Origin of the sequence: Streptomyces sp. BV286, assembly GCF_019090165.1 — a bacterium.
Taxonomy (GTDB): domain Bacteria; phylum Actinomycetota; class Actinomycetes; order Streptomycetales; family Streptomycetaceae; genus Streptomyces.
Genome location: NZ_JAHRIB010000150.1, coordinates 15,859 through 41,195, shown reverse-complemented (window position 1 = coordinate 41,195; position 25,337 = coordinate 15,859). Strand labels below are relative to the sequence as shown.

19 protein-coding genes are annotated in these 25,337 nt (G+C 68.0%); 11 read left to right on the top strand and 8 right to left on the bottom strand.

Annotated features, from left to right (window positions below; translation table 11 throughout):
• Positions 1-41: 41 nt before the first annotated feature.
• Positions 42-1,517: a replicative DNA helicase gene (gene dnaB, locus KUF83_RS24855; RefSeq protein ID WP_217457143.1), complete on the bottom strand. Its 1,476-nt coding sequence runs from the start codon at positions 1,515-1,517 to the stop codon at positions 42-44.
• A gap of 459 nt (positions 1,518-1,976) precedes the next feature.
• Here dnaB and KUF83_RS24850 point away from each other — a divergent pair, with 459 nt between their 5' ends.
• Positions 1,977-3,314, top strand: coding sequence for an MATE family efflux transporter (locus KUF83_RS24850; RefSeq protein ID WP_217457142.1), 1,338 nt, complete (start codon positions 1,977-1,979; stop codon positions 3,312-3,314).
• A gap of 290 nt (positions 3,315-3,604) precedes the next feature.
• On the opposite strand, the gene rplI is transcribed toward KUF83_RS24850, so the two are convergent.
• The 4 genes from rplI to rpsF all read right to left on the bottom strand — a co-directional run bounded on the left by rplI (position 3,605) and on the right by rpsF (position 5,335).
• Positions 3,605-4,051 carry a 50S ribosomal protein L9 gene (gene rplI, locus KUF83_RS24845; protein WP_217457141.1) on the bottom strand — a complete coding sequence of 149 codons (447 nt, stop codon included), beginning with the start codon at positions 4,049-4,051 and terminating at the stop codon, positions 3,605-3,607.
• Between the two features lie 18 nt (positions 4,052-4,069).
• Positions 4,070-4,306, bottom strand: coding sequence for a 30S ribosomal protein S18 (gene rpsR / locus KUF83_RS24840; RefSeq protein ID WP_003949403.1), 237 nt, complete (start codon positions 4,304-4,306; stop codon positions 4,070-4,072).
• Positions 4,307-4,363: 57 nt separating this feature from the next.
• Positions 4,364-4,963 (bottom strand): single-stranded DNA-binding protein, encoded by a 600-nt coding sequence (locus KUF83_RS24835; protein WP_217457140.1) that lies wholly within the window; start codon positions 4,961-4,963, stop codon positions 4,364-4,366.
• Positions 4,964-5,044: 81 nt separating this feature from the next.
• On the bottom strand, positions 5,045-5,335 hold the full coding sequence (rpsF, locus tag KUF83_RS24830) for a 30S ribosomal protein S6 (RefSeq protein ID WP_028804085.1): 291 nt from the start codon (positions 5,333-5,335) through the stop codon (positions 5,045-5,047).
• A 274-nt stretch (positions 5,336-5,609) separates the two neighbouring features.
• On the opposite strand from rpsF, the gene KUF83_RS24825 reads away from it, so the two are divergent.
• The 3 genes from KUF83_RS24825 (at position 5,610) to KUF83_RS24815 (ending at position 8,349) form a co-directional block, all read left to right on the top strand.
• Complete coding sequence (locus KUF83_RS24825; protein ID WP_217457139.1) at positions 5,610-5,924, top strand: hypothetical protein; 315 nt, start codon at positions 5,610-5,612, stop codon at positions 5,922-5,924.
• A 206-nt stretch (positions 5,925-6,130) separates the two neighbouring features.
• Complete coding sequence (gene femX, locus KUF83_RS24820; protein WP_217457138.1) at positions 6,131-7,252, top strand: peptidoglycan bridge formation glycyltransferase FemX; 1,122 nt, start codon at positions 6,131-6,133, stop codon at positions 7,250-7,252.
• A 65-nt stretch (positions 7,253-7,317) separates the two neighbouring features.
• Positions 7,318-8,349, top strand: a complete 1,032-nt coding sequence (locus KUF83_RS24815) for an alanine racemase (protein WP_217457137.1) — start codon at positions 7,318-7,320, stop codon at positions 8,347-8,349.
• A gap of 95 nt (positions 8,350-8,444) precedes the next feature.
• Here KUF83_RS24815 and KUF83_RS24810 read toward each other — a convergent pair whose 3' ends face one another.
• Positions 8,445-9,962, bottom strand: coding sequence for a glycosyltransferase family 87 protein (locus KUF83_RS24810; protein WP_217457305.1), 1,518 nt, complete (start codon positions 9,960-9,962; stop codon positions 8,445-8,447).
• A 199-nt stretch (positions 9,963-10,161) separates the two neighbouring features.
• On the bottom strand, positions 10,162-12,885 hold the full coding sequence (locus KUF83_RS24805) for a transglycosylase domain-containing protein (protein ID WP_217457136.1): 2,724 nt from the start codon (positions 12,883-12,885) through the stop codon (positions 10,162-10,164).
• Positions 12,886-13,259: 374 nt separating this feature from the next.
• Here KUF83_RS24805 and KUF83_RS24800 point away from each other — a divergent pair, with 374 nt between their 5' ends.
• From KUF83_RS24800 to KUF83_RS24785, 4 genes are all read left to right on the top strand, one after another.
• The gene (locus tag KUF83_RS24800; RefSeq protein WP_217457135.1) at positions 13,260-13,943 is read left to right on the top strand and encodes a PadR family transcriptional regulator; all 684 of its coding nucleotides are present in this window, start codon (positions 13,260-13,262) and stop codon (positions 13,941-13,943) included.
• Positions 13,944-13,987: 44 nt separating this feature from the next.
• The gene (locus KUF83_RS24795; RefSeq protein WP_217457134.1) at positions 13,988-15,070 is read left to right on the top strand and encodes an inositol-3-phosphate synthase; all 1,083 of its coding nucleotides are present in this window, start codon (positions 13,988-13,990) and stop codon (positions 15,068-15,070) included.
• A 78-nt stretch (positions 15,071-15,148) separates the two neighbouring features.
• The gene (locus KUF83_RS24790; protein WP_217457133.1) at positions 15,149-16,414 is read left to right on the top strand and encodes an MFS transporter; all 1,266 of its coding nucleotides are present in this window, start codon (positions 15,149-15,151) and stop codon (positions 16,412-16,414) included.
• Positions 16,415-16,528: 114 nt separating this feature from the next.
• Positions 16,529-16,984, top strand: coding sequence for a hypothetical protein (locus tag KUF83_RS24785; protein ID WP_217457132.1), 456 nt, complete (start codon positions 16,529-16,531; stop codon positions 16,982-16,984).
• Positions 16,985-17,096: 112 nt separating this feature from the next.
• Here KUF83_RS24785 and KUF83_RS24780 read toward each other — a convergent pair whose 3' ends face one another.
• Positions 17,097-18,563 carry a CCA tRNA nucleotidyltransferase gene (locus KUF83_RS24780; protein ID WP_217457131.1) on the bottom strand — a complete coding sequence of 489 codons (1,467 nt, stop codon included), beginning with the start codon at positions 18,561-18,563 and terminating at the stop codon, positions 17,097-17,099.
• A 234-nt stretch (positions 18,564-18,797) separates the two neighbouring features.
• Between KUF83_RS24780 and KUF83_RS24775 the strand changes: the two genes are divergently transcribed.
• From KUF83_RS24775 to KUF83_RS24765, 3 genes are all read left to right on the top strand, one after another.
• Entirely contained in the window at positions 18,798-21,206 is a 2,409-nt protein-coding gene (locus tag KUF83_RS24775; RefSeq protein WP_217457130.1) for a DUF6049 family protein, read from the top strand.
• 46 nt (positions 21,207-21,252) lie between these two features.
• Positions 21,253-23,466, top strand: coding sequence for a murein biosynthesis integral membrane protein MurJ (murJ, locus tag KUF83_RS24770; protein ID WP_217457129.1), 2,214 nt, complete (start codon positions 21,253-21,255; stop codon positions 23,464-23,466).
• 118 nt (positions 23,467-23,584) lie between these two features.
• A complete protein-coding gene (locus KUF83_RS24765; protein WP_217457128.1) occupies positions 23,585-25,312 on the top strand; it encodes a protein kinase family protein in 1,728 nt (575 codons plus the stop codon).
• Positions 25,313-25,337 lie beyond the last annotated feature (25 nt).

Here is a 25,337-nt window from a genome sequence, read left to right as displayed (position 1 = left end):
CCCGACGGCTCGCGTCGAGCGCATTTGTCACCGGGTGGCGGTCAGGTCTGTGCCATGTCCACGAAGCGTGAGTAGTGACCCTGGAAGGCGACCGTGATCGTGGCCGTCGGGCCGTTACGGTGCTTGCCCACGATGATGTCCGCCTCGCCCGCGCGCGGCGACTCCTTCTCGTAGGCGTCCTCACGGTGCAGCAGGATCACCATGTCCGCGTCCTGCTCGATGGACCCGGATTCACGCAGGTCGGAGACCATCGGCTTCTTGTCGGTGCGCTGCTCGGGACCACGGTTCAGCTGGGACAGCGCGATGACGGGCAGCTCCAGCTCCTTCGCCAGCAGCTTCAGGTTTCGGGACATGTCCGAGACCTCCTGCTGCCGGCTCTCGGAGCGCTTGCCACCGGACTGCATCAGTTGCAGGTAGTCGATGACGACGAGCTTCAGGTCGGCACGCTGCTTGAGACGACGGCACTTGGCACGGATCTCCATCATCGACAGGTTCGGGGAGTCGTCGATGAAGAGCGGGGCGGCTGAGACATCGGGCATCCGGCGGGCGAGCCGGGTCCAGTCCTCGTCGGTCATCGTGCCGGAGCGCATGTGATGCAGCGCCACGCGTGCTTCGGCGGACAGCAGACGCATGGCGATTTCGTTGCGGCCCATTTCGAGCGAGAAGATCACACTCGGCATGTTGTGCTTGATCGAACAGGCTCGCGCGAAGTCGAGCGCCAGCGTCGACTTACCCATGGCGGGACGAGCCGCGATGATGATCATCTGCCCGGGATGCAGACCGTTGGTGAGCTGGTCGAGGTCGGTGAAGCCGGTCGGCACACCGGTCATCTCCCCCGAGCGCGAGCCGATCGCCTCGATCTCGTCGAGGGCGCCCTCCATGATGTCGCCGAGCGGCAGATAGTCCTCGGTCGTGCGCTGCTCGGTGACCGCGTAGATCTCGGCCTGGGCACTGTTGACGATCTCGTCCACGTCACCGTCGGCCGCGTATCCCATTTGCGTGATGCGGGTGCCCGCCTCGACCAGGCGGCGCAGGACGGCGCGCTCGTGGACGATCTCCGCGTAGTACTCGGCGTTGGCCGCGGTCGGGACCGTCTGGACCAGGGTGTGCAGATAGGACGCGCCGCCGACCTTGGTGATCTCGCCGCGCTTGGTGAGCTCGGCGGCGACCGTGATCGGGTCGGCCGGCTCGCCCTTGGCGTAGAGGTCGAGGATCGCGCCGTAGACGGTCTCGTGTGCCGGACGGTAGAAGTCGTGGCCCTTGAGGACTTCCACGACGTCGGCGATGGCGTCCTTCGAGAGCAACATGCCGCCGAGAACGGACTGTTCGGCGTCGAGATCCTGCGGTGGTACGCGCTCGAAGGACGAACCGGCCCCGTCCCAGGCACTGTTGTCCGAACCGCGGTCGTGCTGGTCGTCCCGGCTCCGGCCCCCGTCGCGGCGCTGGCGGGAGGCGGGCAGACGGTCACTGGGACCGCTGTCGGCCCACGGATCGTCCAAGGGCTCGGAAATACTCACCGGGCCACCTCCTCCCGTCCGCTGAGCGGACCTCGCCGTGCCTCTCATTCCTACGGCACGACACTGACAAATGAGACGCCCAACTCCGGTTCTGACGCGTCGGTTTTGCGAGGTTTCCGAGGACGGAGGAGGGAGAGGGTGCCGCACCACGGTAGGCCCGCGGGCACCGTCAGCCAATCTGGTTATCCACAGGCCATGTGGACGACGGCCCCGATGCTGTGGAGAACTCCGCAAAACCTGTGCACGACCCGGTGGACAGGCCTGTGAACAAGCACTCAGCCTCTTTTCCACACCCATCTTGACCTGCACTTATCCCGTCCACCGGCTGTGCAGAAGAAAAACTTTCCCGGTCGGACCAAGATCTATGGAAACGGCGTGTGACGACCCGTCGCACGAGTTTGCCAGTAAGGGTCACGAGACACTTGCATCTCTTACCTGTGGAAGATTAGATTGATGTGCATGACACAGGCTCCCGAGGCCCCCAAGGCCACCCGGCGTCGGCACGACCGAGAGATCGTCGCGCTGGCTGTCCCGGCCTTCGGCGCGCTCATCGCCGAGCCTCTTTTCCTGATGGCCGACACCGCCATCGTCGGCCATCTCGGCACAGCTCAACTCGCCGGTCTCGGAGTCGCCTCCGCTCTCCTCGCCACCGCCGTCAGCATCTTCGTCTTCCTCGCGTACGCCACCACGGCCGCCGTCGCCCGTCGGGTCGGCGCGGGAGATCTGCAGGCCGCCATCCGTCAGGGGATGGACGGCATCTGGCTCGCCCTGCTGCTCGGTGCCGCCGTCATCGCCATCGTCCTGCCCACCGCACCCGCTCTGGTGGAACTCTTCGGAACCTCGGACACGGCTACCCCCTACGCCGTCACGTACCTGCGTATCTCGACGCTCGGCATCCCCGCGATGCTCGTCGTCCTCGCTGCCACCGGCGTCCTGCGCGGCTTGCAGAACACGAGGACCCCGCTCTATGTCGCCATCGCGGGCTTCGTCGCCAACGCCGTCCTGAACGCGGCTCTCGTCTACGGCGCGGATCTCGGTATCGCCGGCTCCGCCTGGGGCACCGTCATCGCCCAGTTCGGTATGGCGGCCGCGTACCTCTATGTGGTCGTCCGCGGGGCGCGCAAGCACGGAGCGTCCCTGCGCCCCGACCTCGCAGGGATACGCGCTTGTGCCCAGGCCGGAGCACCTCTCCTCGTCCGAACCCTCTCCCTGCGCGCGATCCTGATGATCGCCACCGCTGTCGCCGCGCGCCTCGGAGACGCCGACATCGCAGCCCACCAGATCATCCTGTCGCTGTGGAGCCTGCTCGCCTTCGCGCTCGACGCGATCGCCATCGCGGGGCAAGCCATCATCGGGCGCTATCTGGGGGCGGGCGACGCCCGAGGAGCCCGCGAGGCATGCCGCCGCATGGTCGAGTGGGGTATCGCCGTCGGCGTCGTACTCGGAGGTCTGGTCATCGCAAGCCGCCCGCTCTTCCTCCCGCTCTTCACCAGCGACTCGTCGGTCCAGGACACGGCACTACCCGCTCTTCTCGTGGTGGCGCTGTCCCAGCCGATCTGCGGCATCGTCTTCGTCCTCGACGGCGTCCTGATGGGGGCGGGAGACGGCCCCTATCTCGCACGGGCCATGTTGGTCACTCTGGCGGTCTTCGCTCCGGTGGCGCTTCTCGTACCTGTATTCGGCGGCGGGCTCACCGCGGTCTGGGGCGCGATGACCCTCATGATGACCGTGCGCATGCTGACCCTGTGGCTGCGCACCCGTTCGGGCCGCTGGATCGTGACCGGCGCTACACGCTGACTGTTTCACGTGAAACGGTGGGCGGTTTCTCCGTTTCACGTGAAACAAGAAGCCGCCCAACCAAGGGTCTTCGTCGCCTTGCCGGCTGCCGGACTCCGGCCCGTTTCACGTGAAACGGAGAAACGGTCGGCCCCGGAGCGGGACCTCCCACTCCACGCCTCGCGCAGATTCGAGCCTCAGCAAGGACCAAAGGACCTCAAGACGCGAACCGCACGGAGCCCGAACCACATGAAGAAGGGCCGCACCCTCGCGGGATGCGGCCCTTCTCTCAGCTCTGCTGAGCGCAGGGGTCAGGCTGCGACAACCTCGATGTTGACCTTGGCGGCAACCTCGGGGTGCAGACGCACGGACGTCTCGTGGGCGCCCAGCGTCTTGATCGGCGAGCCCAGCTCGATGCGGCGCTTGTCGACCTCGGGGCCACCGGAAGCCTTGATCGCCGAAGCGACGTCGGCCGGGGTGACGGAACCGAAGAGACGACCGGCGTCGCCGGAGCGGACGGCCAGACGGACCTTGACGCCTTCGAGGCGGGCCTTGATCTCGTTGGCCTGCTCGATCGTCGCGATCTCGTGGATCTTGCGAGCACGACGGATCTGCTCGACGTCCTTCTCGCCACCCTTGGTCCAGCGGATAGCGAAGTTCCGCGGGATCAGGTAGTTGCGAGCGTAACCGTCCTTGACGTCGACGACGTCGCCCGCGGCACCGAGGCCGGAGACCTCGTGGGTGAGGATGATCTTCATTTGTCGGTCACCCTTCCCTTATCGCGCGGTGGAGGTGTAGGGCAGCAGCGCCATCTCACGGCTGTTCTTCACAGCCGTGGCGACGTCACGCTGGTGCTGCGTGCAGTTGCCGGTCACGCGGCGGGCACGGATCTTGCCGCGGTCGGAAATGAACTTCCGCAGCATGTTCGTGTCCTTGTAGTCCACGTACGTGACCTTGTCCTTGCAGAATGCGCAGACCTTCTTCTTCGGCTTGCGCACAGGCGGCTTCGCCATGTGTGTCTCTCCTGTTTGATCAAGAAGTGTGGGTACGGCCCACCTTCGGCACGAGGCCTAGAAGGGGGGCTCGTCCGAGTAGCCGCCGCCGGAACCGCCGGAGTTTCCACCCCAGCCGCCACCGCCGCTACCGGCCTGGTTGCCGCTGCCGCCGGCAGGAGCGCTGGTCGCCCAGGGATCTTCGGCGGGAGCGCCGCCACCCTGCTGCTGACCGCCGCCGGAGCCTCCGCCCCAGCCGCCGCCCTGCTGACCGCCACCGCCACCACCGGAGTAACCGCCCTGGCCACCCCGACCGGTGGTCTTGGTGACCTTGGCCGTGGCGTTCTTCAGGCTGGCGCCGACTTCCTCGACGTCCAGTTCGTAGACCGTGCGCTTGACGCCCTCACGGTCCTCGTAGGACCGCTGCTTCAGCCGGCCCTGCACGACGACGCGCATGCCTCGCTGGAGCGACTCGGCGACGTTCTCCGCCGCCTGACGCCAGACCGAGCAGGTCAGGAACAGGCTTTCGCCGTCCTTCCACTCATTGGTCTGACGGTCGAAGGTGCGGGGAGTGGACGCGACACGGAACTTCGCGACCGCCGCACCGGACGGGGTGAAGCGCAGCTCGGGGTCGTCGACAAGATTGCCGACGACCGTGATGACGGTCTCGCCTGCCATGGGGGAACCTCTCGGCGGGTTTGCTGCTGGCTGCTTGGTGCTGCTGCTACTCGGTGTCCGAGATCAGCTGAGCTGGAAAGCTCAGTGGGTCTCGGGACGGAGGACCTTGGTCCGGAGGACCGACTCGTTCAGGTTCATCTGGCGGTCGAGTTCCTTCACGACCGCAGGCTCGGCCTGCAGGTCGATGACCGAGTAGATGCCCTCGGGCTTCTTCTTGATCTCGTACGCGAGACGACGACGGCCCCATGTGTCGACCTTCTCGACCTTTCCGTTCGCCTCACGGACGACGGAGAGGAAGTTCTCGATCAGCGGCGAGACAGCACGCTCTTCGAGATCGGGGTCGAGGATGACCATCACTTCGTAGTGACGCATGTGTAACCCACCTCCTTTGGACTCGGCGGCCACGGTCGTTCCGTGGCAGGAGGGTTGTGATGCGTAGCAACGGTATCGGCAGCCACTGACAATCGGGCCGCTGCTCAGCGAACTGGGCAGGAGACCGTGTCGTGGCCTGGGCAGACACCGGTGCAGACGGTACAGACTACCCGCACACCCGCTTCCGGTTGAAATCCGGGGCTCCTGACCGTCAATCTGTACACATCGGGTGTGTATGGCGCTACGATGCGCCGCCTTCCGCAGGAGGTGCCACATGGCACAGGCATTGCGACCGAACACCGCCGGTTCCCTCTTCGCCACCGACCACAAGCCCCATCCGCTCCAGGACACCCTGCTCGCCGTGACGCTGGTCCTCGGAGTGACGGCCTTCGTGTCCGCGATGTTCCATGACCTGCATCTGCTCAGTTCGTGGGCGGGGCTGGTGGGGATCATCACCGGCGCGTACGGGCAGTTCGTCTCCGAGACGACCCGGGAACGGTTCGGGCTGATCCTGGGTCTGGGTGCCTCCGCCCTGGGCTTCTTCCTCGGCATGGCACACGGTGGCCTCTTCGGCGGCGTCATCGGCTGACGGCGGCTCCGGGACGGAGGCGGCTTCCGGGCCTCCCGACTCCCGGCCCACCGGCAGGACAACACCTCGCGGTGCCCCGACCGCGTATCGGTCGGGGCCCGGGATGCATACGGCCAGACGGGGCGCTCGCAGGGCGCAGTAGGCTTCGGCGCGAGAGCCGGAGCCCCTGTATCCATGGGGACACACCAGCCCGAGGAGCGCCCCGAATGAGCCTGACCCTGAGGACCATCAGCCGAGAGCAGCATCTGGCGTACATCCAGAGCCTGCCCGCGGCCAGCCACATGCAGGTCCCCGCCTGGGCAGACGTCAAGGCGGAGTGGCGCTCCGAGAGCCTCGGATGGTTCGACAACAGGTCCGGCGAGATGGTCGGGGCGGGCCTCGTCCTGTACCGCCAGCTGCCCAAGATCAAGCGCTACCTCGCCTATCTGCCCGAGGGCCCGGTCATCAACTGGTTCGCGCCGAATCTGACCGACTGGCTGGATCCGATGCTCGCGCACCTCAAGCAGCAGGGCGCCTTCTCCGTGAAGATGGGCCCGCCGGTGATCATCCGGCGCTGGGAGGCCACTTCGATCAAGAGGGGCATCCAGGACCCGGACGTGAAGCGCCTGCGCGACATCGAGGCCGACTTCATCGAGCCGCGCGCCTTCGAGGTCGCCGACAAGCTGCGGCGCATGGGCTGGCAGCAGGGCGAGGACGGCGGGGCGGGCTTCGGCGACGTACAGCCCCGCTACGTCTACCAGGTGCCGCTCGCCAACCGGTCGCTGGAAGACGTCCACAAGGGCTTCAACCAGCTCTGGCGACGCAACATCAAGAAGGCCGAGAAGGCCGGCGTCGAGGTCGTACAGGGCGGCTATCAGGACCTCGAGGAGTGGCAGCGCCTCTACGAGATCACGGCTCTGCGCGACCACTTCCGGCCTCGACCGCTCTCGTACTTCCAGCGCATGTGGACGGCTCTCAACACCGAGGACCCCAACCGCATGCGGCTGTACTTCGCCCGGCACGAGGGTGTGAACCTGTCCGCCGCGACGATGCTGGTCGTCGGAGGGCACGTCTGGTACTCCTACGGCGCCTCCGACAACATCGGGCGCGAGGTCCGGCCCTCGAACGCGATGCAGTGGCGGATGCTGCGCGACGCCTACGCGCTCGGCGCGACCGTCTACGACCTGCGCGGCATCTCCGACTCGCTGGACGAGACGGACCACCTCTTCGGTCTCATCCAGTTCAAGGTGGGTACCGGTGGGCAGGCCGCCGAATACCTCGGCGAATGGGACTTCCCGCTCAACAAACTGCTCCACAAGGCGCTCGACATCTACATGTCGCGCCGCTGACGCACCAGAATCCGTTTTCACACCTCTGATACACCGCTGCCACGAGAAAGGTTCCAGGTCCGGCCATGGCGCTCACGCTCTACGTCGACACCGCACGCTGGCGGGCGCACCACAAGCACGTGTCCGAGCAGTTCCCGGGGCTCGTGCCCGTCTGCAAGGGGAACGGCTACGGCTTCGGCCATGAGCGGCTCGCCGACGAGGCCACCCGCCTGGGCTCGGACGTCCTGGCCGTCGGCACGACCTACGAGGCGGCGCGGATCAAGGACTGGTTCGGCGGCGACCTGCTGGTGCTGACGCCGTTCAGACGGGGCGAGGAGCCCGTCCCGCTGCCCGACCGCGTCATCCGCTCGGTGTCGTCGGTCGACGGCGTCTACGGCCTCGTGGGCGCCCGCGTCGTCATCGAGGTCATGTCCTCCATGAAGCGGCACGGGGTGAGCGAGCGGGACCTGCCCCAGCTGCACGCCGCCATAGAGAACGTGCGGCTCGAGGGCTTCGCGATCCACCTGCCCCTGGACCGCACCGACGGCTCGGACGCCGTTGAGGAGGTCATCGGGTGGATGGACCGGCTGCGCGCGGCACGCCTGCCGCTGCACACCATGTTCGTCAGCCACCTCAAGGCCGAGGAGCTCGCCCGGCTGCAGCAGCAGTTCCCGCAGACCCGGTTCCGCGCCCGTATCGGCACGCGGCTGTGGCTGGGGGACCACGACGCCACCCAGTACCGCGGAGCCGTTCTGGACGTCTCCGCCGTCGCCAAGGGCGACCGCTTCGGCTACCGCCAGCAGAAGGTGGCCTCGGACGGCTGGCTGGTCGTCGTGGCGGGCGGTACGTCGCACGGAGTGGGTCTGGAGGCTCCCAAGGCCCTGCACGGCGTCATGCCGCGCGCCAAGGGTGTCGCCCGGGCCGGCCTCGCCACGGTCAACCGGAACCTCTCACCCTTCGTGTGGGGCGGCAAGCAGCGCTGGTTCGCGGAGCCCCCGCACATGCAGGTCTCGATCCTCTTCGTGCCCTCGGACGCTCCGGAGCCGAAGGTCGGTGAGGAGCTGGTGGCCCACCTGCGGCACACCACCACGCAGTTCGACCGCGTCGTCGAGCGCTGACCGCACGCGGCGCCTCGGCCGCCCGTACACGCGTGAAAGGCCGTACACGGAGTCCGTGTACGGCCTTTCACGCACCTCAACCACGCCTTGTTCGCTCAGAGCGAACGCGGATTCTTCCCGGGTTCGTCGCCGCTGCCCCACTCCACGTACGGACCGTCGAAGTGCGCGGCGTGCCGTGGCGGGCGGGCCGCGGCGCCCAGGACGAACACGTCCTCCGCTCCGTCCAGCACACCACCCGACGGATCGTCGTCCCCGGAGCGCCGCACCACGTCCCGCTCCGGCATGAAGATGTCCCGCACGATCACCGCGCACAGGTAGAGCGTCCCCAGCAGGTGGACGGCGATGGCCAGTTGGTACCCCTCCTGCGGCAGTCCCTTGTGGGCGTCGCCGCTGGTCGTGTACGCGAGGTACATCCAGATCCCGAGGAAGTACGCGACCTCGCACGCCTGCCAGATCAGGAAGTCCCGCCACTTCGGGCGGGCCAGCACGGCCAGGGGAATCAGCCACAGTACGTACTGCGGTGAATAGACCTTGTTGGTGAGGATGAAGGCCGCGACGATCAGGAACGCCAGCTGGGCGAAGCGGGGCCTGCGCGGAGCGGTCAGCGCGAGTGCGGCGACGCCCACGGAGGAGACCAGCATCAGCAGCGTGGCCACCGTGTTGACGGTGTCGGTGACGAGTGGCGTCTCCATGCGCTGGGAGAGGATCAGCCAGAAGGAGCCGAAGTCGACACCGCGTTCCTGGCTGAACGTGTAGAACTTCGACCAGCCCTCGGGCGCCAGCAGCATGACCGGAAGGTTCACGACCAGCCAGGAGCCGACGGCGCCGAGCAGGGCGGTACCGAACTCACGCCATCTGCCCGCGCGCCAGCACAGGACCAGCAGCGGCCCCAGCAGCAGCATGGGATACAGCTTGGCGGCCGTGGCGAGCCCCAGCAGCACGCCGAAGGCGAAGGGGCGGCTCCGAGCCCACATCAGCATCGCCGCGGCCGTCAGAGCGACCGCCAGCAGGTCCCAGTTGATGGTGGCGGTCAGCGCGAACGCGGGTGCCAGGGCGACCAGCAGGCCGTCCCAGGGCCGCCGCCGGTGGGTGCGGGTCACGCAGACGGCGATGACGGCGGCGCACGCCATCAGCATTCCGGCGTTGACCATCCAGTAGACCTGCTCCTGGTGCTGGATGGTGCCGCTGCCCGGCGTGAGCCAGGCGGCGACCTCCATGAACACGCCGGTCAGCACCGGGTACTCGAGGTACTCCATGTCGCCTTCGAGCTTGTCGAAGTACGGCACGAGCCCGTCGGCGAAGCCCCGTCCCTGGTAGAGGTGCGGGATGTCGGAGTAGCAGGCATGTGTGTACTGCGAGCTGGCGCCGAAGAACCAGGCACCGTCGTAGCAGGGCAGCTTCTGCACCATGCCGAGGGCGAACACGCCGATCGCGATGAGTGCGATGACCCGCACGGGAGTCCACCAGGACGTCCCGAGCAGCGCACGGCGCCCGAGGGGGCCGCCGAACAGTTCGCTGCCGGTCGCGGCGACCGGGTCCTCCTTGGTCGGCCGCACCAGATCTGGCTCGTGCACGCTCGCGCGCGTCGTTTCTGCACTGGGCATGCCGCACATCCTGCCGTACGCGCCTGGGAACACGCCCGGACGGGCGGCTCGGCCCGGACGGGCCCCCGCCGAGGCGGCCCGCTGTCCGCCGCTCATGCCTGCCCGGAGCGGGAGAAAGGCCCCTCTGCCGCCTCTCCGGCCGCTGAAACGCGACGTGGTCGCCGGCCGGAGCCGGCGACCACGTCGCGTTCGGGAAACCCTGGTGGCGCTAGCCCGTCGAGCCTCCGAACAAACCACCGTTGCCGTTGCCGTTGCCTCTGGAGTCGCCGTCCTCCTCGGACTGTGAGGGTGACGCGGTCACGCCTCCGTCCGTACCGCCGGCATCGGTCCCGCCGTTGTTGGTCCCCCCGGTGTCCTCGCACCCGAAGCCGCCGAAGTTGCCGCAGCTCTCACTCGCGGAGGGCGAGGGAAGGGTCTCGGACTCCGTGGGCGTGGGAGTCGGCGTGGCGCTCTCCTCCTCCGTCTCCGTGGGCGTGGGCGTCACGCTCGGGGTGGGGACGTCGTTGACGACCTCGCCGATCGGCTCGGGCGTCGGGAACTGCTCCACCTTCGAGCCCTTGAGCGCGTCCTCCATGTAGTCGTGCCAGATCTCCGCCGGGAACGAGGCACCGTGGATCTTGTCCTGGCCACCCGTTCCGTACATCTCGAGGAACTCGCGCTTCTTGTTGGACTCGTCGTCGTCCATCCGGTACATGGAGACGGCGGTCGAGAGCTGCGGGGTGTAGCCGACGAACCAGGCGGACTTGTTGCCGTCGGTCGTACCGGTCTTGCCCGCGACCGGTCGGCCGTTCAGCTTCGCCGCGGTACCGGTGCCCTCGTCGACGACGGTCTTCAGGACGTCGGTGATGTTGTCGGCGACCAGCGGGGTGAAGGCCTGCTTCGACTTGGCGACGTTCGCGTGGCTGAAGACCTGCCCCTCCTCGTTGGTGATCTCGTCGACCGAGTACGGCTCGTTCTGCTTGCCGCTCTCCGCGAAGGTGGCGTACGCGCCGGCCATACGGATCGCGCTCGGGTCGGAGGTGCCGATGGAGAACGACGGGAAGTTGGCGCTGGCCAGGCTGCCTTCCTTGATGCCCGCGTCCAGGGCGGACTCCCTGACCTTCTCGAGACCCACGTTCATGCCGAGCTGGACGTAGGCGGAGTTCGAGGAGACCCTCATCGCCTCACGGAGGTCGATCTGGAAGCTGGGCGGGTTGTACGACTCGTCGCCGTCGTTCCGCTGCAGCCACTCCTTGCCGTCCTTGTCGGTCCAGACCGACCCGTCGTAGTCCTGGATCTTGAGCTTGTTCTTGCCGCTGTAGAGGCTCTTGGGCGAGACCTTGATCCGCTCGTCCTGAGCCTGGTTCGGCCCGAGGTCGGGGTCGAGGACGCCCCACTTCATGGCGGCCGCGAGCACGAACGGCTTGAAGGTCGAACCGACCTGGGCACCGGTCTGGTCGGCGTTGTTGGTGAAGTGCTTGGTCGCGTCCTCACCGCCGTAGATGGCCCTGATGGCTCCGGTCTTCGGGTCCACCGACGCCCCGCCGAACTGGACGTGTTTGTCCGTCTTCGGGCGGGTCTTCTCGTTGATGTTCTCCTTGACGACCTTCTGCACCGCGTTCTCGAGCTGCTCGACCTTCTTCTTCTGGAAGGTCGTGTGGATCTCGTAGCCGCCCTCGCGAAGATCCTTTTCGGTGATCCCGGTCTTCTCGCTGTTGTTGACGATGTACGCCTTGGCGAGGTCGACGAGATAACCGACCTGACCGCCCAGCTGTGCGTTCGAACGCGGGTTCTGCAGCTTGGGGAAGTCGGGGTACTCGGACCGCTTCGCCTGCGTCAGGTGCCCGTCCTTGACCATCTCGTCGAGGATCCAGCGCCACCGGGTCTCCGCACGCTGGCGGTTGGCGGCGGGGGTGGCGGACGGGTCGATCGACTCCGCGCCGGCCGGGTCGTAGTACGTGGCTCCCTTGAGCACCGCTGCCAGGAAGGCGCACTGGCTCGGGTCGAGGTCCTCGGCGTCCTCGTCGAAGTACGTCCGCGCGGCGGCCTGGATCCCGTACGCCCCACGGCCGTAGTACGCCGAGTTCAGGTAGCCGGCCATGATGTCTTCCTTCTCGACATTGGCGCCGACCTTGATCGAGACGAAGAGCTCCTTGAACTTCCGCGAGATCGTCTGCGACTGATCCTCCAGCATCGCGTTCTTCACGTACTGCTGGGTGATCGTGGAGCCGCCCTGGGTCTCACCGCCCTTGGCCATGTTGAACAGGGCCCGGCCGATGCCGACGGGGTCGACACCCCGGTCGTTCTCGAACGTCTTGTTCTCGGCCGAGATGACGGCGTAGCGCATCTCCTTGGGAATCCGGGAGTAGTCGATGATCTGCCGGTTCGTCTCACCACCGGTCGCGACCATCTGTGTGCCGTCGGCCCAGTAGTAGACGTTGTTCTGCGCCTCCGCCGTCTTGGCGACGTCCGGGATGCCCACCAGCGCGTACGCGACTCCCGCGACGGCCATCATGCTGCCGAAGAAGCCGATGAACACACCGGTCACGAGCTTCCAGGACGGCACCCATCGCGCCGCCCCGTACCTGCCCGCGCGCGGGTAGTCGATGATCCGGTTCTGCGGCGGTGCGGAACCACGTCCGCGGCCCCGTCCGGGGCCGGTGGGCCCGCCGGGTCCGCCTCGCCGGCCGCCACCACCGTGGCCGCCGGTCCCCGCGCCGTCGGCCGCTCTGCGCCGGCCGCCGCCACTGTTGCTTCTCTGTGTCGCCCGCCGGGCTTCGGCACGGCTGCCGAACGGGCGATCCCCACCCCCCGAGTCATACGAGTCGGAAGGAGATTCGGTTGCGCCTCGCGGTGCCGCACGGCGGCCGGAGGACGACCCTGTCTGGCCGCGTCGGGCCGCGGCACGTCCGCCGCCCTGCGGCTGCGGCGGTTTGCGACGGTGCTCGCTCATCGAACGATTACTCCTCGGGCAGGCGCACCTGAGCGCGCCTGGAAACGGCGGCTGGTTTCCGGTCCCCCCGAAGTACGGATGCGGTCGTTTTTACATTCATCCGTACTGCACCAAGGACAAGGACGTCCCCAGGCGTCACACGGTTCCCGGTGGTTTGCATGGCGCACAGACTACGCACCGTCAAAACCCGCCTAGCGCCGAAGTTCACCCCAAATCAGGCAACTTGCTTCCTACGAATCGGTGATGTGACGCCGTTCACCGTGCCCCCTCTTGTCGCACGACGAGGTCCGATCTATCGTTCTGATGTATCGAGTCGATACATCAGCTCGGCATAAAGACCGTCACGGCAGGGCCGCGGCAGAGAGGAGGCGACGATGAGCCGGCGTTCCGGGATCCTCGAGTTCGCCGTCCTCGGCCTTCTGCGCGAGTCCCCGATGCACGGCTATGAGCTGCGCAAACGCCTCAATACGTCACTGGGTGTGTTCCGTGCGTTCAGTTACGGGACGCTCTACCCCTGCCTCAAGACGCTGGTCACCAACGGCTGGTTGATCGAGGAACCGGGGAGCACCCCCGAGGACGCCGTCGCGGCACCACTCGCAGGGCGTCGCGCCAAGATCGTCTATCGGTTGACGGCCGAAGGTAAGGAACACTTCGAGGACCTGCTCTCGCAGACGGGTCCCGACGCGTACGAGGACGAACATTTCGCCGCTCGTTTCGCCTTCTTCGGCCAGACGTCACGGGACGTACGGATGCGGGTCCTCGAAGGACGCCGCAGCCGTCTCGAGGAGCGCCTGGAGAAGATGCGTGCCTCGCTGGCGCGCACCCGGGAACGCCTCGACGACTACACCCTTGAGCTCCAGCGCCACGGAATGGAGTCCGTGGAGCGCGAAGTGCGCTGGCTGAACGAGCTCATCGAGAGCGAGCGGGCAGGACGGGACCATCAGCGTCCCGGGCCTGACGGCTCCGCTCAGCAGGACAAGACATCTGGGGAGTCGGGCGGCCTGCCCCGGCCCGGGGGCGACCTCGGGCCGGATCCGTCCGACGACACTGCCACGTGAGGTCCGCTCAGGGCTTCACCAAGTACACACAGGGAGCAACCGGAATGGGTTCGGTTCGCGTAGCCATCGTCGGCGTGGGCAACTGCGCCGCCTCGCTGGTTCAGGGCGTCGAGTACTACAAGGACGCCGACCCGGCGGCCAAGGTGCCGGGCCTGATGCACGTCCAGTTCGGCGACTACCACGTGGGTGACGTCGAGTTCGTCGCCGCCTTCGACGTCGATGCGAAGAAGGTCGGCCTCGACCTCTCGGACGCCATCGGCGCCAGCGAGAACAACACCATCAAGATCTGCGACGTCCCGAGCAAGGGCGTCACGGTCCAGCGCGGCCACACCCATGACGGGCTCGGCAAGTACTACCGCGAGACCATCGAGGAGTCGGACGAGGCTCCGGTCGACGTCGTCAAGGTCCTCAAGGACCAGGCGGTCGACGTCCTCGTCTGCTACCTCCCCGTCGGTTCCGAGGACGCGGCGAAGTTCTACGCGCAGTGCGCCATCGACGCCAAGGTCGCGTTCGTCAACGCCCTGCCGGTCTTCATCGCCGGCACCAAGGAGTGGGCGGACAAGTTCACCGAGGCCGGCGTCCCGATCGTCGGTGACGACATCAAGTCGCAGGTCGGCGCCACCATCACGCACCGCGTGATGGCGAAGCTGTTCGAGGACCGCGGTGTCCGTCTCGAGCGCACCATGCAGCTCAACGTCGGCGGCAACATGGACTTCAAGAACATGTTGGAGCGCGACCGCCTGGAGTCCAAGAAGATCTCGAAGACGCAGGCCGTCACCTCGCAGATCCGCGACCGTGAGCTCGGCGAGAACAACGTCCACATCGGCCCGTCCGACTACGTGGCCTGGCTCGACGACCGCAAGTGGGCGTACGTGCGCCTCGAGGGCCGCGCCTTCGGTGACGTCCCGCTGAACCTGGAGTACAAGCTCGAGGTCTGGGACTCCCCGAACTCCGCGGGTGTCATCATCGACGCCCTGCGCGCCGCGAAGATCGCCAAGGACCGCGGCATCGGCGGTCCGATCCTCTCCGCGTCGAGCTACTTCATGAAGTCCCCGCCGGTCCAGTACTTCGACGACGAGGCCTACGCCAACGTCGAGAAGTTCATCAAGGGCGAGGTCGAGCGCTAAAGCTCAATCTGCGCACGGCTGTTGAGGGTCCCCGGGGCATCGCTCCGGGGACCCTTTCCCTGTGCGAGGCTGTAACCCATGGCTGTCGTGGGTGACCTGCGCGTACTCCTGCGCTTCCGGAACTTCCGGCGTCTGCTTGCCGTACGGCTGCTGTCACAGGGCGCCGACGGGGTCTACCAGGTCGCTCTCGCCACGTACGTCGTCTTCTCGCCGGAGAAACAGACCTCGGCGGCCGCGATCGCCTCCGCGATGGCGGTCCTGCTCCTGCCGTACTCCTTCGTCGGCCCCTTCGCGGGCGTCCTCCTGGACCGCTGGCGACGCCGGCAGGTCTTTCTGTACGGGAACCTGCTGCGGGCGCTGCTCGCCTCCCTGACGGCCCTCCTGATGCTGAGCGGCGTGCCGGACTGGCTGTTCTACGCGTCCGCGCTGTGCGTGACAGCCGTCAACAGATTCGTGCTGGCGGGCCTCTCCGCCGCCCTGCCCCGTGTCGTCGACCCGGAGCGCCTGGTGATGGCCAACTCCCTGTCGCCCACGGCCGGAACGCTCGCCGCGACCCTCGGCGGCGGTCTCGCCCTCCTCGTACGCATCGTCGCCTCCGACTCCGACGCGGCGGTGGTTCTCGTGGGAGCGGCGCTGTACGGGTGCGCCGCGCTCGCCTCGCTGCGCCTGGCTCCGGAACTGCTCGGACCCGACCTCCGGTCGGTGCGACCACGGCTGCGGACAGCGGTGATCGGCACAGCGCGTGGGCTGGCCGCGGGCGTACGTCACCTCGCCGAGCCTCCGCGCCGGGAGGCCGCCTGGGCGCTGACAGCGATGACCCTGATGCGGTTCTGCTACGGCGCGCTGACCGTCATGGTGCTGATGCTCTGCCGGTATGCCTTGTCGTCCGGCCCGGACGACGACGGGGTCGCCCTTCTCGGTCTGGCCCTGGGTATCTCCGGTGCGGGCTTCTTCGCCGCGGCTGTGCTGACCCCGGCGGGAGCAAGCCGTCTCGGGCCCGGCGGCTGGATCATCGCCTGTGCGGGATCCGCCGCGGTTCTGGAGCCGGCGCTGGGCCTCCCGTTCGCCGAAGTCCCGCTGCTCGTCGCGGCCTTCGTGCTGGGTCTGACCACCCAGGGCGCGAAGATCGCCACCGACACGTTGGTCCAGTCGTCCGTCGAGGACGAATTCCGTGGCCGGATCTTCGCCGTTTACGACGTCCTGTTCAACGTCGCCTTCGTCGGCGCCGCGGCGGTGGCCGCCCTGATGCTGCCTCCTGATGGCCGCTCCGTGGCCCTTGTGGTCACGGTGGCCGTTATCTACGGGGCAGTTGCTGCGGCTATGGCCCGCTTTGAGCTCCAGTAAGTGTCACATCAATGCCACAGAGACTCCCTGGGGTACAGAGTTGTCAGTGGGGGCCGGTAGCTTACGTCCGTCTTATTTCGCGCCACGCGCTCCTAGTTCGAGGGGGACCCCCAAGTGACCACTCCGCCGCCCCAGGGCCAGAATCCGTTCGCTCAGGGGCAGCCGCCCGAGGGGAACCCGTACGGGCAGCAGCCTCCGCAGGGCTTCCCGCAGCAGCCCAACGCTCCGTACGCCCCGGTCCCGCCCGAGCCGCCGAAGCGCAGCTTCAAGAAGTACCTGCGTTTCGGAATCGTGGCCATCGCCCTCATAGTCGCCGGCGCCGGCTGGTTCGCCAGCCGTGACGATGCCCAGAGCGCCAAGGTCGGCGACTGCATGAGCATCGGCAACCCGGACAGCACCACCGACCCGGAGCTCGAGGTCGTGGACTGCGGCAACTCGAAGGCCGCGTACAAGGTCGAGCAGAAGAAGACCGACGACTCGGGCTGCGACCGCACCAAGTTCGCCGAGTACACCGAGACCGGCGGCAGCAGCGACTTCACCCTCTGCCTGTCGGAGTACTCCTCCAAGTAGAAGCTTGCTGACGCCGAGGGCCCGTTGTTTCACGTGAAACAACGGGCCCTCGGCGTTCCAGCACCGTCGCGCCGACGTCATGTTTCACGTGAAACATGACGTCGGCGCGTTTTCAGCTCTGCTCCGCCCACCACTCCTTGAGTGCCGACACCGCCGCGTCGTTCTCCATCGGCCCGTTCTCCAGACGCAGTTCCAACAGGAACTTGTAGGCCTGACCGATCGCAGGGCCGGGACCGATTCCCAGGACCTGCATGATCTGGTTGCCGTCGAGATCGGGCCGGATCGCGTCCAGCTCCTCCTGCTCCTGGAGCTGGGCGATGCGCTCCTCCAGGCCGTCGTACGCGCGGGAGAGCGCGGTGGCCTTGCGCTTGTTGCGGGTCGTGCAGTCCGAGCGGGTCAGCTTGTGGAGGCGGTCGAGGAGTGGACCCGCGTCACGGACGTACCGCCGGACCGCCGAGTCCGTCCACTCTCCGGTGCCGTACCCGTGGAAGCGCAGGTGCAGCTCGACCAGGCGCGAGACGTCCTTCACGAGCTCGTTGGAGTACTTGAGATCCGTCATCCGCTTCTTGGTCATCTTGGCCCCCACCACCTCGTGGTGATGGAAGGAGACCCGCCCGTCCTGCTCGAAACGACGGGTGCGCGGCTTGCCGATGTCGTGCAGCAGCGCGGCCAGCCGCAGCGTGAGGTCCGGACCGTCCTCCTCCAGCGCCATGGCCTGCTCCAGGACGATCAGCGTGTGGTCGTAGACATCCTTGTGCCGGTGGTGCTCGTCCCTCTCCAGCCGCAGCGCGGGCAGCTCGGGCAGCACCCGGTCGGCCAGTCCCGCGTCGACGAGCAACGTCAGCCCCTTGCGCGGGTGAGCGGAGAGGATCAGCTTGTTCAACTCGTCACGCACGCGCTCGGCCGAGACGATCTCGATACGGTCGGCCATGGCCTTCATCGCCGCGACGACATCCGGCGCCACCTCGAAGTCGAGCTGCGCCCCGAAGCGCGCGGCCCGCATCATCCGCAGCGGATCGTCGGAGAAGGACGATTCAGGAGTGCCCGGGGTCCGCAGAACACGCGCCGCGAGATCGTCGAGCCCGCCGTGCGGATCGATGAACACCTTCTCGGGCAGCGCCACGGCCATCGCGTTCACCGTGAAGTCACGGCGGACCAGGTCTTCCTCGATGGAGTCGCCGTAGGACACCTCGGGTTTGCGCGAGGTCCGGTCGTACGCCTCCGAGCGGTACGTCGTCACCTCGATCTGGAAGCTCTGATCCACGTCTCCGACGCGGGCGTCCTTCTGCGCCCCCACCGTGCCGAAGGCGATCCCGACATCCCACAGGGAATCGGCCCAGGGCCGCATGATCTTCAGTACGTCCTCGGGGCGGGCGTCCGTCGTGAAGTCCAGGTCGTTGCCGAGCCGGCCGAGGAGGGCGTCCCGGACCGAGCCACCGACCAGGGCGAGAGAGAACCCGGCCTCCTGGAATCGGCGGGCGAGGTCATCGGCGACGGGGGACACCCGCAGCAGCTCGCTCACCGCGCGGCTCTGCACCTGGTTCAGCGCACTGGGACTGTCTTCGTTGGCATTCGACACAACAGAAAAGGGTACGTGGCCCCGGCGTCCGAGGGCGCCTTCATTAAACGTGCACAGGCACGTCCCCCCTCGCCGTGGGCACACTGTCGTAGATAAGCCCACATAGCGGGGCAGCACGGTCTCTTCTCCTGATCTTGTGGAGCGGACCGCGGCACTTACCCTCAGCGCGCATCGTTACCATGCGTGGACGCACAATCCGACGACCACTGACGACGACGAGGGACGGGCGAGCGCGTGGCCGAGGCGGCAGACTTCCAGGGGACCAGTCCCTCACCTGCCCGCCGCTGGCTGCGGCGCACGGGAGCACTGCTCGCCGGGGCGCCCCTTCTGGCCGGTCTCCTCCAGCTGCCCGTGTCACCGTCCTCGTACGCGGCGGAGTCCAGCGCTCCCGCCGAGGTCACCGGCTCCCGCACGGTCGGCGTCTCCCTGGACTCGCTCAGCCCGCGTGTGCCCTCCGACGGTGACACGCTCACCGTCTCCGGCAGGGTCGTCAACAAGGGCAAGCAGGCGGTCACGGACGCGTACGTCGGCCTGCGGGTGGGCCCGAAGCTGGAGGGCCGCTCGGCGATCGACGACGCCGCGAAGAGCAACCCGTACACGGGCACGGAAGCCGGCGGCAAGTACGTGGCGAAGTTCGCGAAACTGACCCCGGGCGTCCCGCAGACCTTCAGCATCTCCATCCCCGTCGACAAGCTGAACCTCGGCGCCGACGGCGTCTACCAGCTGGGTGTCACCCTCACCGGCCGGACCGCCGCCGCGCCGTACGACCAGATCCTCGGCATCGAGCGGACCTTCCTGCCGTGGCAGCCGGAGCCCGCGGACAAGAAGACCAGGACGACCTACCTCTGGCCGCTGATCTCGGGCTCCCACATGACGGCCGAGACGGGATCGAACGAGCAGCAGACCCCGCTCTTCAAGGACGACGACGATCTGGCCGCCGAGATCTCCCCCGGCGGCCGCCTGGAGCAGCTCCTCAGCCTCGGCAAGGACCTCGACATCACCTGGGTCGTCGACCCGGACCTGCTGGCCTCCGTAGACGCGATGACGCGCAGCTACCGGGTCCAGGTCAACGGCTCGAGCACCACCACCACGGCCGGCACGCACCAGGCTGTGGCCAAGCAGTGGCTCAACGAACTGGAGAAGGCGGTCCAGGGCGAGGAAGTCGTCGCTCTCCCCTTCGCCGACCCGGACCTGGCGTCACTGGCTCACAACGGCACGAGTGTGACCGGGTCGCTGAGCCACCTCAAGGACGCCACCACCGTGGCCGGGACGACCGTGAAGTCCATCCTCCATGTGACGCCCGACACGGACTACGCCTGGCCTGTCAACGGCGCGATCGACCCGTCGATCGTCAAGGTCGCGACCTCGGCCGGCGCCGACACGGTCCTCTCCCGCAGCGACAGCCTGGAGGAGACCGGCGCGCTTCCGTACACGCCCTCGGCGGCCCGGCCGATCGGCGGCGGCACCACCGCGGTGGTCACGGACGCCCGGCTGTCGACGGCGTTCCAGGGCGACATGACGGTGGCCGGCAACTCCACACTCGCCGTGCAGCGCTTCCTCGCCCAGAGCCTGATGCTCACCCGCCAGGCCCCCGACAAGCAGCGCAGCGTCGTCGTGGCCCCGCAGCGCATGCCGACCGCCAGCCAGGCCCAGACGATGGCGCAGGCACTGACCGCCCTCGAGGAGGGGAACTGGTCGCAGTCCGCAGACCTGTCAGCGGCCACCAAGGCAAAGCCGGACGCGGGCGCCACCACCCGGATCCCGTCGGCCTCCGCCTATCCCTCCTCGCTGCGCAGGCAGGCTCTGCCGCAGTCCGCCTTCGAGCAGATCGAGGGCACGCAGAAGAAGCTCGACAGCTTCCAGGTGATCCTCTCGGACAAGTCCCGTGTGGTCACCCCGTTCGGGCGGGCCATGGACCGGGCGATGTCCACGTCCTGGCGCGGACGGTCCGCCGAAGCGGCGACGTACCGCAACGGTGTCGAGCAGTACCTCGTCGGGCTCACCGAGGGCGTCGGGCTGATCCAGAAGTCCGACGCGAAGCTCTCGGGCCGCAGCGCCACGATCCCCGTCACCGTGCAGAACAACCTCGTCCAGGACGTCGACCACCTGGTGCTGCGTCTGACGTCCACGCAGCCGAGCCGCCTCAGCATCGGTGACGGCTCCTACCAGGAGCGGCCGGTCGCGGTCTCCGGCGGACACAGCCAGTCCGTGAAGTTCACCACGAACGCCCACGCCAACGGCCGGGCCGAGGTGGTCGCCCAGCTGTTCACGAAGGACGGCCAGGCCTACGGACCCGAAGTGACCTTCGACGTGAAGGTCACCGAGATCACGGCCACTGTCATGCTGGTCATCGCCGGCGGAGTCCTGCTGCTCGTGCTCGCCGGATTCCGGATGTACACGCAGCGCAAGCGGGAAGCCGCCCGCCAGGCCGCGCAGGAAGCGGAGAACGGCCCCGGGGACGACGAGACGGAGCCCGCCCCCGCCGACGACGCGGAGGCCGGTGCCGACGCGGGGAACGGTCGAGAGAAGACGACCGCCGCCGAGTCGGGCGCGCATGACCCGGAGCACCCGAGTGACCCTTCACCGGACACCGCACCGGAAATCACCGACCCGTCCGGGACGGGTGAGAGAGTGGACCGTTGAGCGATGTCGTGGCCGGTGGGCCCGGGGACGATGAGGTGGGGTAACCATGAACGCGCCGTACGACGGTGACCGCGGTCAGGGCGCGGGGAGCTCCGGCTACCCCGACGACCCGCCGCAGGGCCCGCCGGAGCCCGGCGAGGTGCCTCCGCAGCCCCCGGCCGACGTGTACCTGCAGGACGCCTACGCCCAGGATCCCTACCGGGCGCAGGACCTGTCCGCCCAGGACCCCGTCGCCGAGGCCCTCTACGACCGCGCCGCGCATCCCCCGCCCCCGCCCGGCACGTACCAGCCGCAGCCACCGCTCTACGCCCAGCCGCCCCAGTCCCCGTACGCCCCCGATCCCCGCGTGTGGGCCCAGACTCCGGCTCCCGAGCCGGAGGGCCCCACTCAGTACCTGCCGTACGGGGACGACCCGCGTACGACGCAGTTCGTGGGTGTGGACGATCTGGTGACCCAGGCCGGCGAGGAGCGCCACGAGCCGGACGCGTTCGCTCATCTCTTCCGGGACCAGCAGCAGGGCGGTGTCCATCCGCCCTCCGGCCCGCCCAGCGTGCCCTCGCCTGCAGCGGAACCGGCTCCGGCCGCCGCGGCCCCTTCGGCGCCCGCGCCCGCCCCCGCGAAGAAGTCCGGGGGCCGCGCTTCAGGTCTGTTGAAGTCGAGCGCGGTGATGGCGGCCGGCACCATGGTGTCCCGCCTCACCGGCTTCATCCGCTCCGCCCTGATCGTCGCGGCTCTGGGCGTCGGCACCCTCGGTGACACCTTCCAGGTCGCGTACCAACTGCCGACGATGATCTACATCCTGACCATCGGTGGCGGCCTCAACTCGGTCTTCGTACCGCAGCTGGTGCGTGCCATGAAGGACGACGACGACGGCGGCGAGGCCTTTGCCAACCGGCTGCTGACCCTCGTCGTCATGGTTCTCGGCGCACTCACCGCGCTCGCGGTCCTCGCCGCGCCCTTCCTGATCCGCATGCTGTCGGCACCTATCGCGAGCGAGGCACCGGCCAACGACGTCGCTGTCACCTTCGCCCGCTACTTCCTGCCCACGATCTTCTTCATGGGCATTCACGTGGTGATGGGCCAGATCCTCAACGCTCGCGGAAAGTTCGGCGCGATGATGTGGACCCCGGTCCTCAACAACATCGTCATCATCGTGACGCTCGGACTGTTCATCTGGGTGTACGGCACCGCGGCAAGTTCCGGCATGAAGGTGACGACCATCCCGCCGGAAGGCGAGCGGCTGCTCGGCATCGGCGTTCTGCTCGGCCTCGTCGTCCAGGCCCTCGCGATGATCCCGTACCTGCGCGAGACCGGATTCCGGCTGCGGCTGCGCTTCGACTGGAAGGGCCACGGCCTCGGCAAGTCCGCGAAACTCGCGAAGTGGACCGTGCTCTTCGTCCTCGCCAACCAGGCGGGCGCGATCGTCGTGACCCAGCTGTCCACCGCGGCGGGCAGCGACTCACCGGTCGACGGTACCGGCTTCGCCGCCTACGCCAACGCGCAGCTCATCTGGGGTCTCCCGCAGGCCATCATCACGGTCTCCTTGATGGCCGCCCTGTTGCCTCGGCTCTCGCGCTCGGCCCACGAGGGCGACAGCGGAGCGGTCCGCGACGACATCTCCCAGGGCCTGCGCACGACGGCCGTGGCGATCGTGCCGATCTCCTTCGGCTTCGTCGCCCTCGGCATCCCGATGTGCACGCTGATGTTCGGTGCCTCCGGCACCACCGAGGCCACGAACATGGGCTACATGCTGATGGCCTTCGGCCTCGGCCTGATCCCGTACTCCGTGCAGTACGTGGTGCTCCGCGCCTTCTACGCGTACGAGGACACCCGAACCCCCTTCTACAACACGGTCATCGTGGCCGCCGTCAACGCCGGGGCCTCGGCGCTCTGCTTCTTCCTGCTCCCCCCGCGTTGGGCGGTGGCGGGCATGGCCGCGTCGTACGGTCTCGCCTACGCGACCGGCGTCGGGGTCGCATGGAGCCGCCTGAGCAAGCGCCTGGGCGGCGACCTGGACGGGGGCCGCGTCCTGCGTACGTACGCGCGGCTCGCGATCGCCGCGGTGCCGGCCGCGCTGCTCGCCGGCGCGGCCTGCTACGGAATCGGCCACACGCTGGGCCAGGGCGTCGGCGGCTCGTTCGCCTCCCTGCTCGGCGGTGGTGTCGTACTGCTCGGTGTCTTCTACGTCGCGGCGCGGCGGATGCGCATCGAGGAGCTGAACGGAATGGTCGGCATGGTCCGCGGGCGCCTTGGGCGCTGAGAGCGGGGTAGGCGCACAACCATCGTCCGCGACCGCGTGTCGTGCAGAGGGACGGACTGTGGGCACAATTGGCTTTGGCGTCGGACGGCGTGCAACGGATGGGGAGGCAGGGACGACGGTGGCGGAACGGAGCACGGCTGCCGTCGACGTGGCAGACAACAGTGGCGATGAGCCGCTGACCGCGAAGGCGGACCAGTCCACGGCCGACGGGGTGGCCCAGAACCGGGAGCGGGACACGGACAGCTCGGAGAGCGAAGAGGAACAGGGGAGCGGGGCGAACGAGAGCCCTGGCAGGACCTCACCGCCCGAGTTGCACAGCGGTCACAAACTCGCCAGACGCTATCGGCTGGAGGAGTGCGTCACCCGTCTGGACGGTTTCAGCAGTTGGCGTGCGGTGGATGAGAAACTCCGCCGAGCCGTCGGTGTGCACCTGCTGCCCGCCGACCATCCACGAGCGCGCTCCGTCCTGGCGGCGGCCCGTTCGTCGGCCCTGCTGGGCGATCCGCGGTTCGTCCAGGTCCTGGACGCGGTCGAGGAGAACGACCTCGTCTACGTGGTGCACGAATGGCTGCCGGACGCCACGGAGCTGACGGCGCTTCTGGCCGCCGGGCCGCTGGAGGTGCACGAGGCGTACCAGATGGTCAGCCAGGTGTCCCAGGCGATGGCTGCCGCACATCGCGAAGGGCTGGCTCATCTGAAGCTGACCCCCGGCGCCGTGCTGCGCACCTCGTCCGGCCAGTGGCGCATCCGCGGCCTCGCGGTGAACGCCGCTCTGCGCGGCATCAGTTCCGACACCCCGCAGCGCAGGGACACGGAGGCGATCGGCGCACTGCTGTACGCCGCGCTCACCCAGCGCTGGCCGTACGAGGACGACGCATACGGCCTCTCCGGGCTGCCCAAGGGCGTCGGCCTCATCGCACCCGACCAGGTACGGGCAGGTGTGCACCGGGGTCTGTCGGAACTGGCCATGCGCGCGCTCGCCAACGACGGCGCCACCGCGTCGCGCCAGGAGCCTGCGTGCACCACGCCGGAGGAACTGGTGAAGGCAGTCGGTGAGATGCCCCGCATCCGGCCTCCGGAGCCGGCGTTCACGGCGCCGCCCGAGTACCAGCGCACGACGTACCAGCAGGGCAACTACGGTCGTCCCGCGGCCCATCCGGGAGCGACCCAGCCGGTACCGGCACCGCTTCCCCCTCTGCAGACCCGCACGGGCAAGGCGCTCAAGTGGACCGTGTCCGCGCTTCTGATCGCCGCACTGGGGCTCGGCAGTTGGCAGCTCGCGGACGCGCTCATGGACCACGGGAAGTCCGACGAGACGGGCAACACCCAGACGACGGAGGACAACGACAAGGGCGGCGCGGCGGCGAAGCCGGCCAAGACGATCTCCATCGAGGGCGCCGAGGAGTACGTGGCGAAGGGTTCGGCGCAGGCGCCGGGGGATGTGGCCAAGACGTACGACGGCGACAGTTCGACGTACTGGCGGAGCAAGAGCTTCCTCGACGGCCCGGCGATGAACCCGGCCTACAAGCCGGGCGTCGGCATCGTCTACGACCTGGGCTCGAAGCGGGAGCTCTCAGCCGCCTCGATAGGGCTCCGGTTCGCCGGTGACCACACCACGGTCACGCTGTACGCGACGGACTCGATGAGCTCGTCGACGTCGCTGAGCTCCATGCAGAAGATCGGGACCCTGACCACGAGCGGTACCACCGCAAAGGTGAAGGTCGACAAGAAAGTGAAGACCCAGTACGTGCTGGTGTGGTTCACTGCGCTGCCGTACGCGCCCGGCGACCAGTTCAGTGACGCCGGGTACAAGCAGGCTGTCACCGACGTGAAGTTCACCGGCTGAGCACTCACCGAGGGGGAGGGGGTTC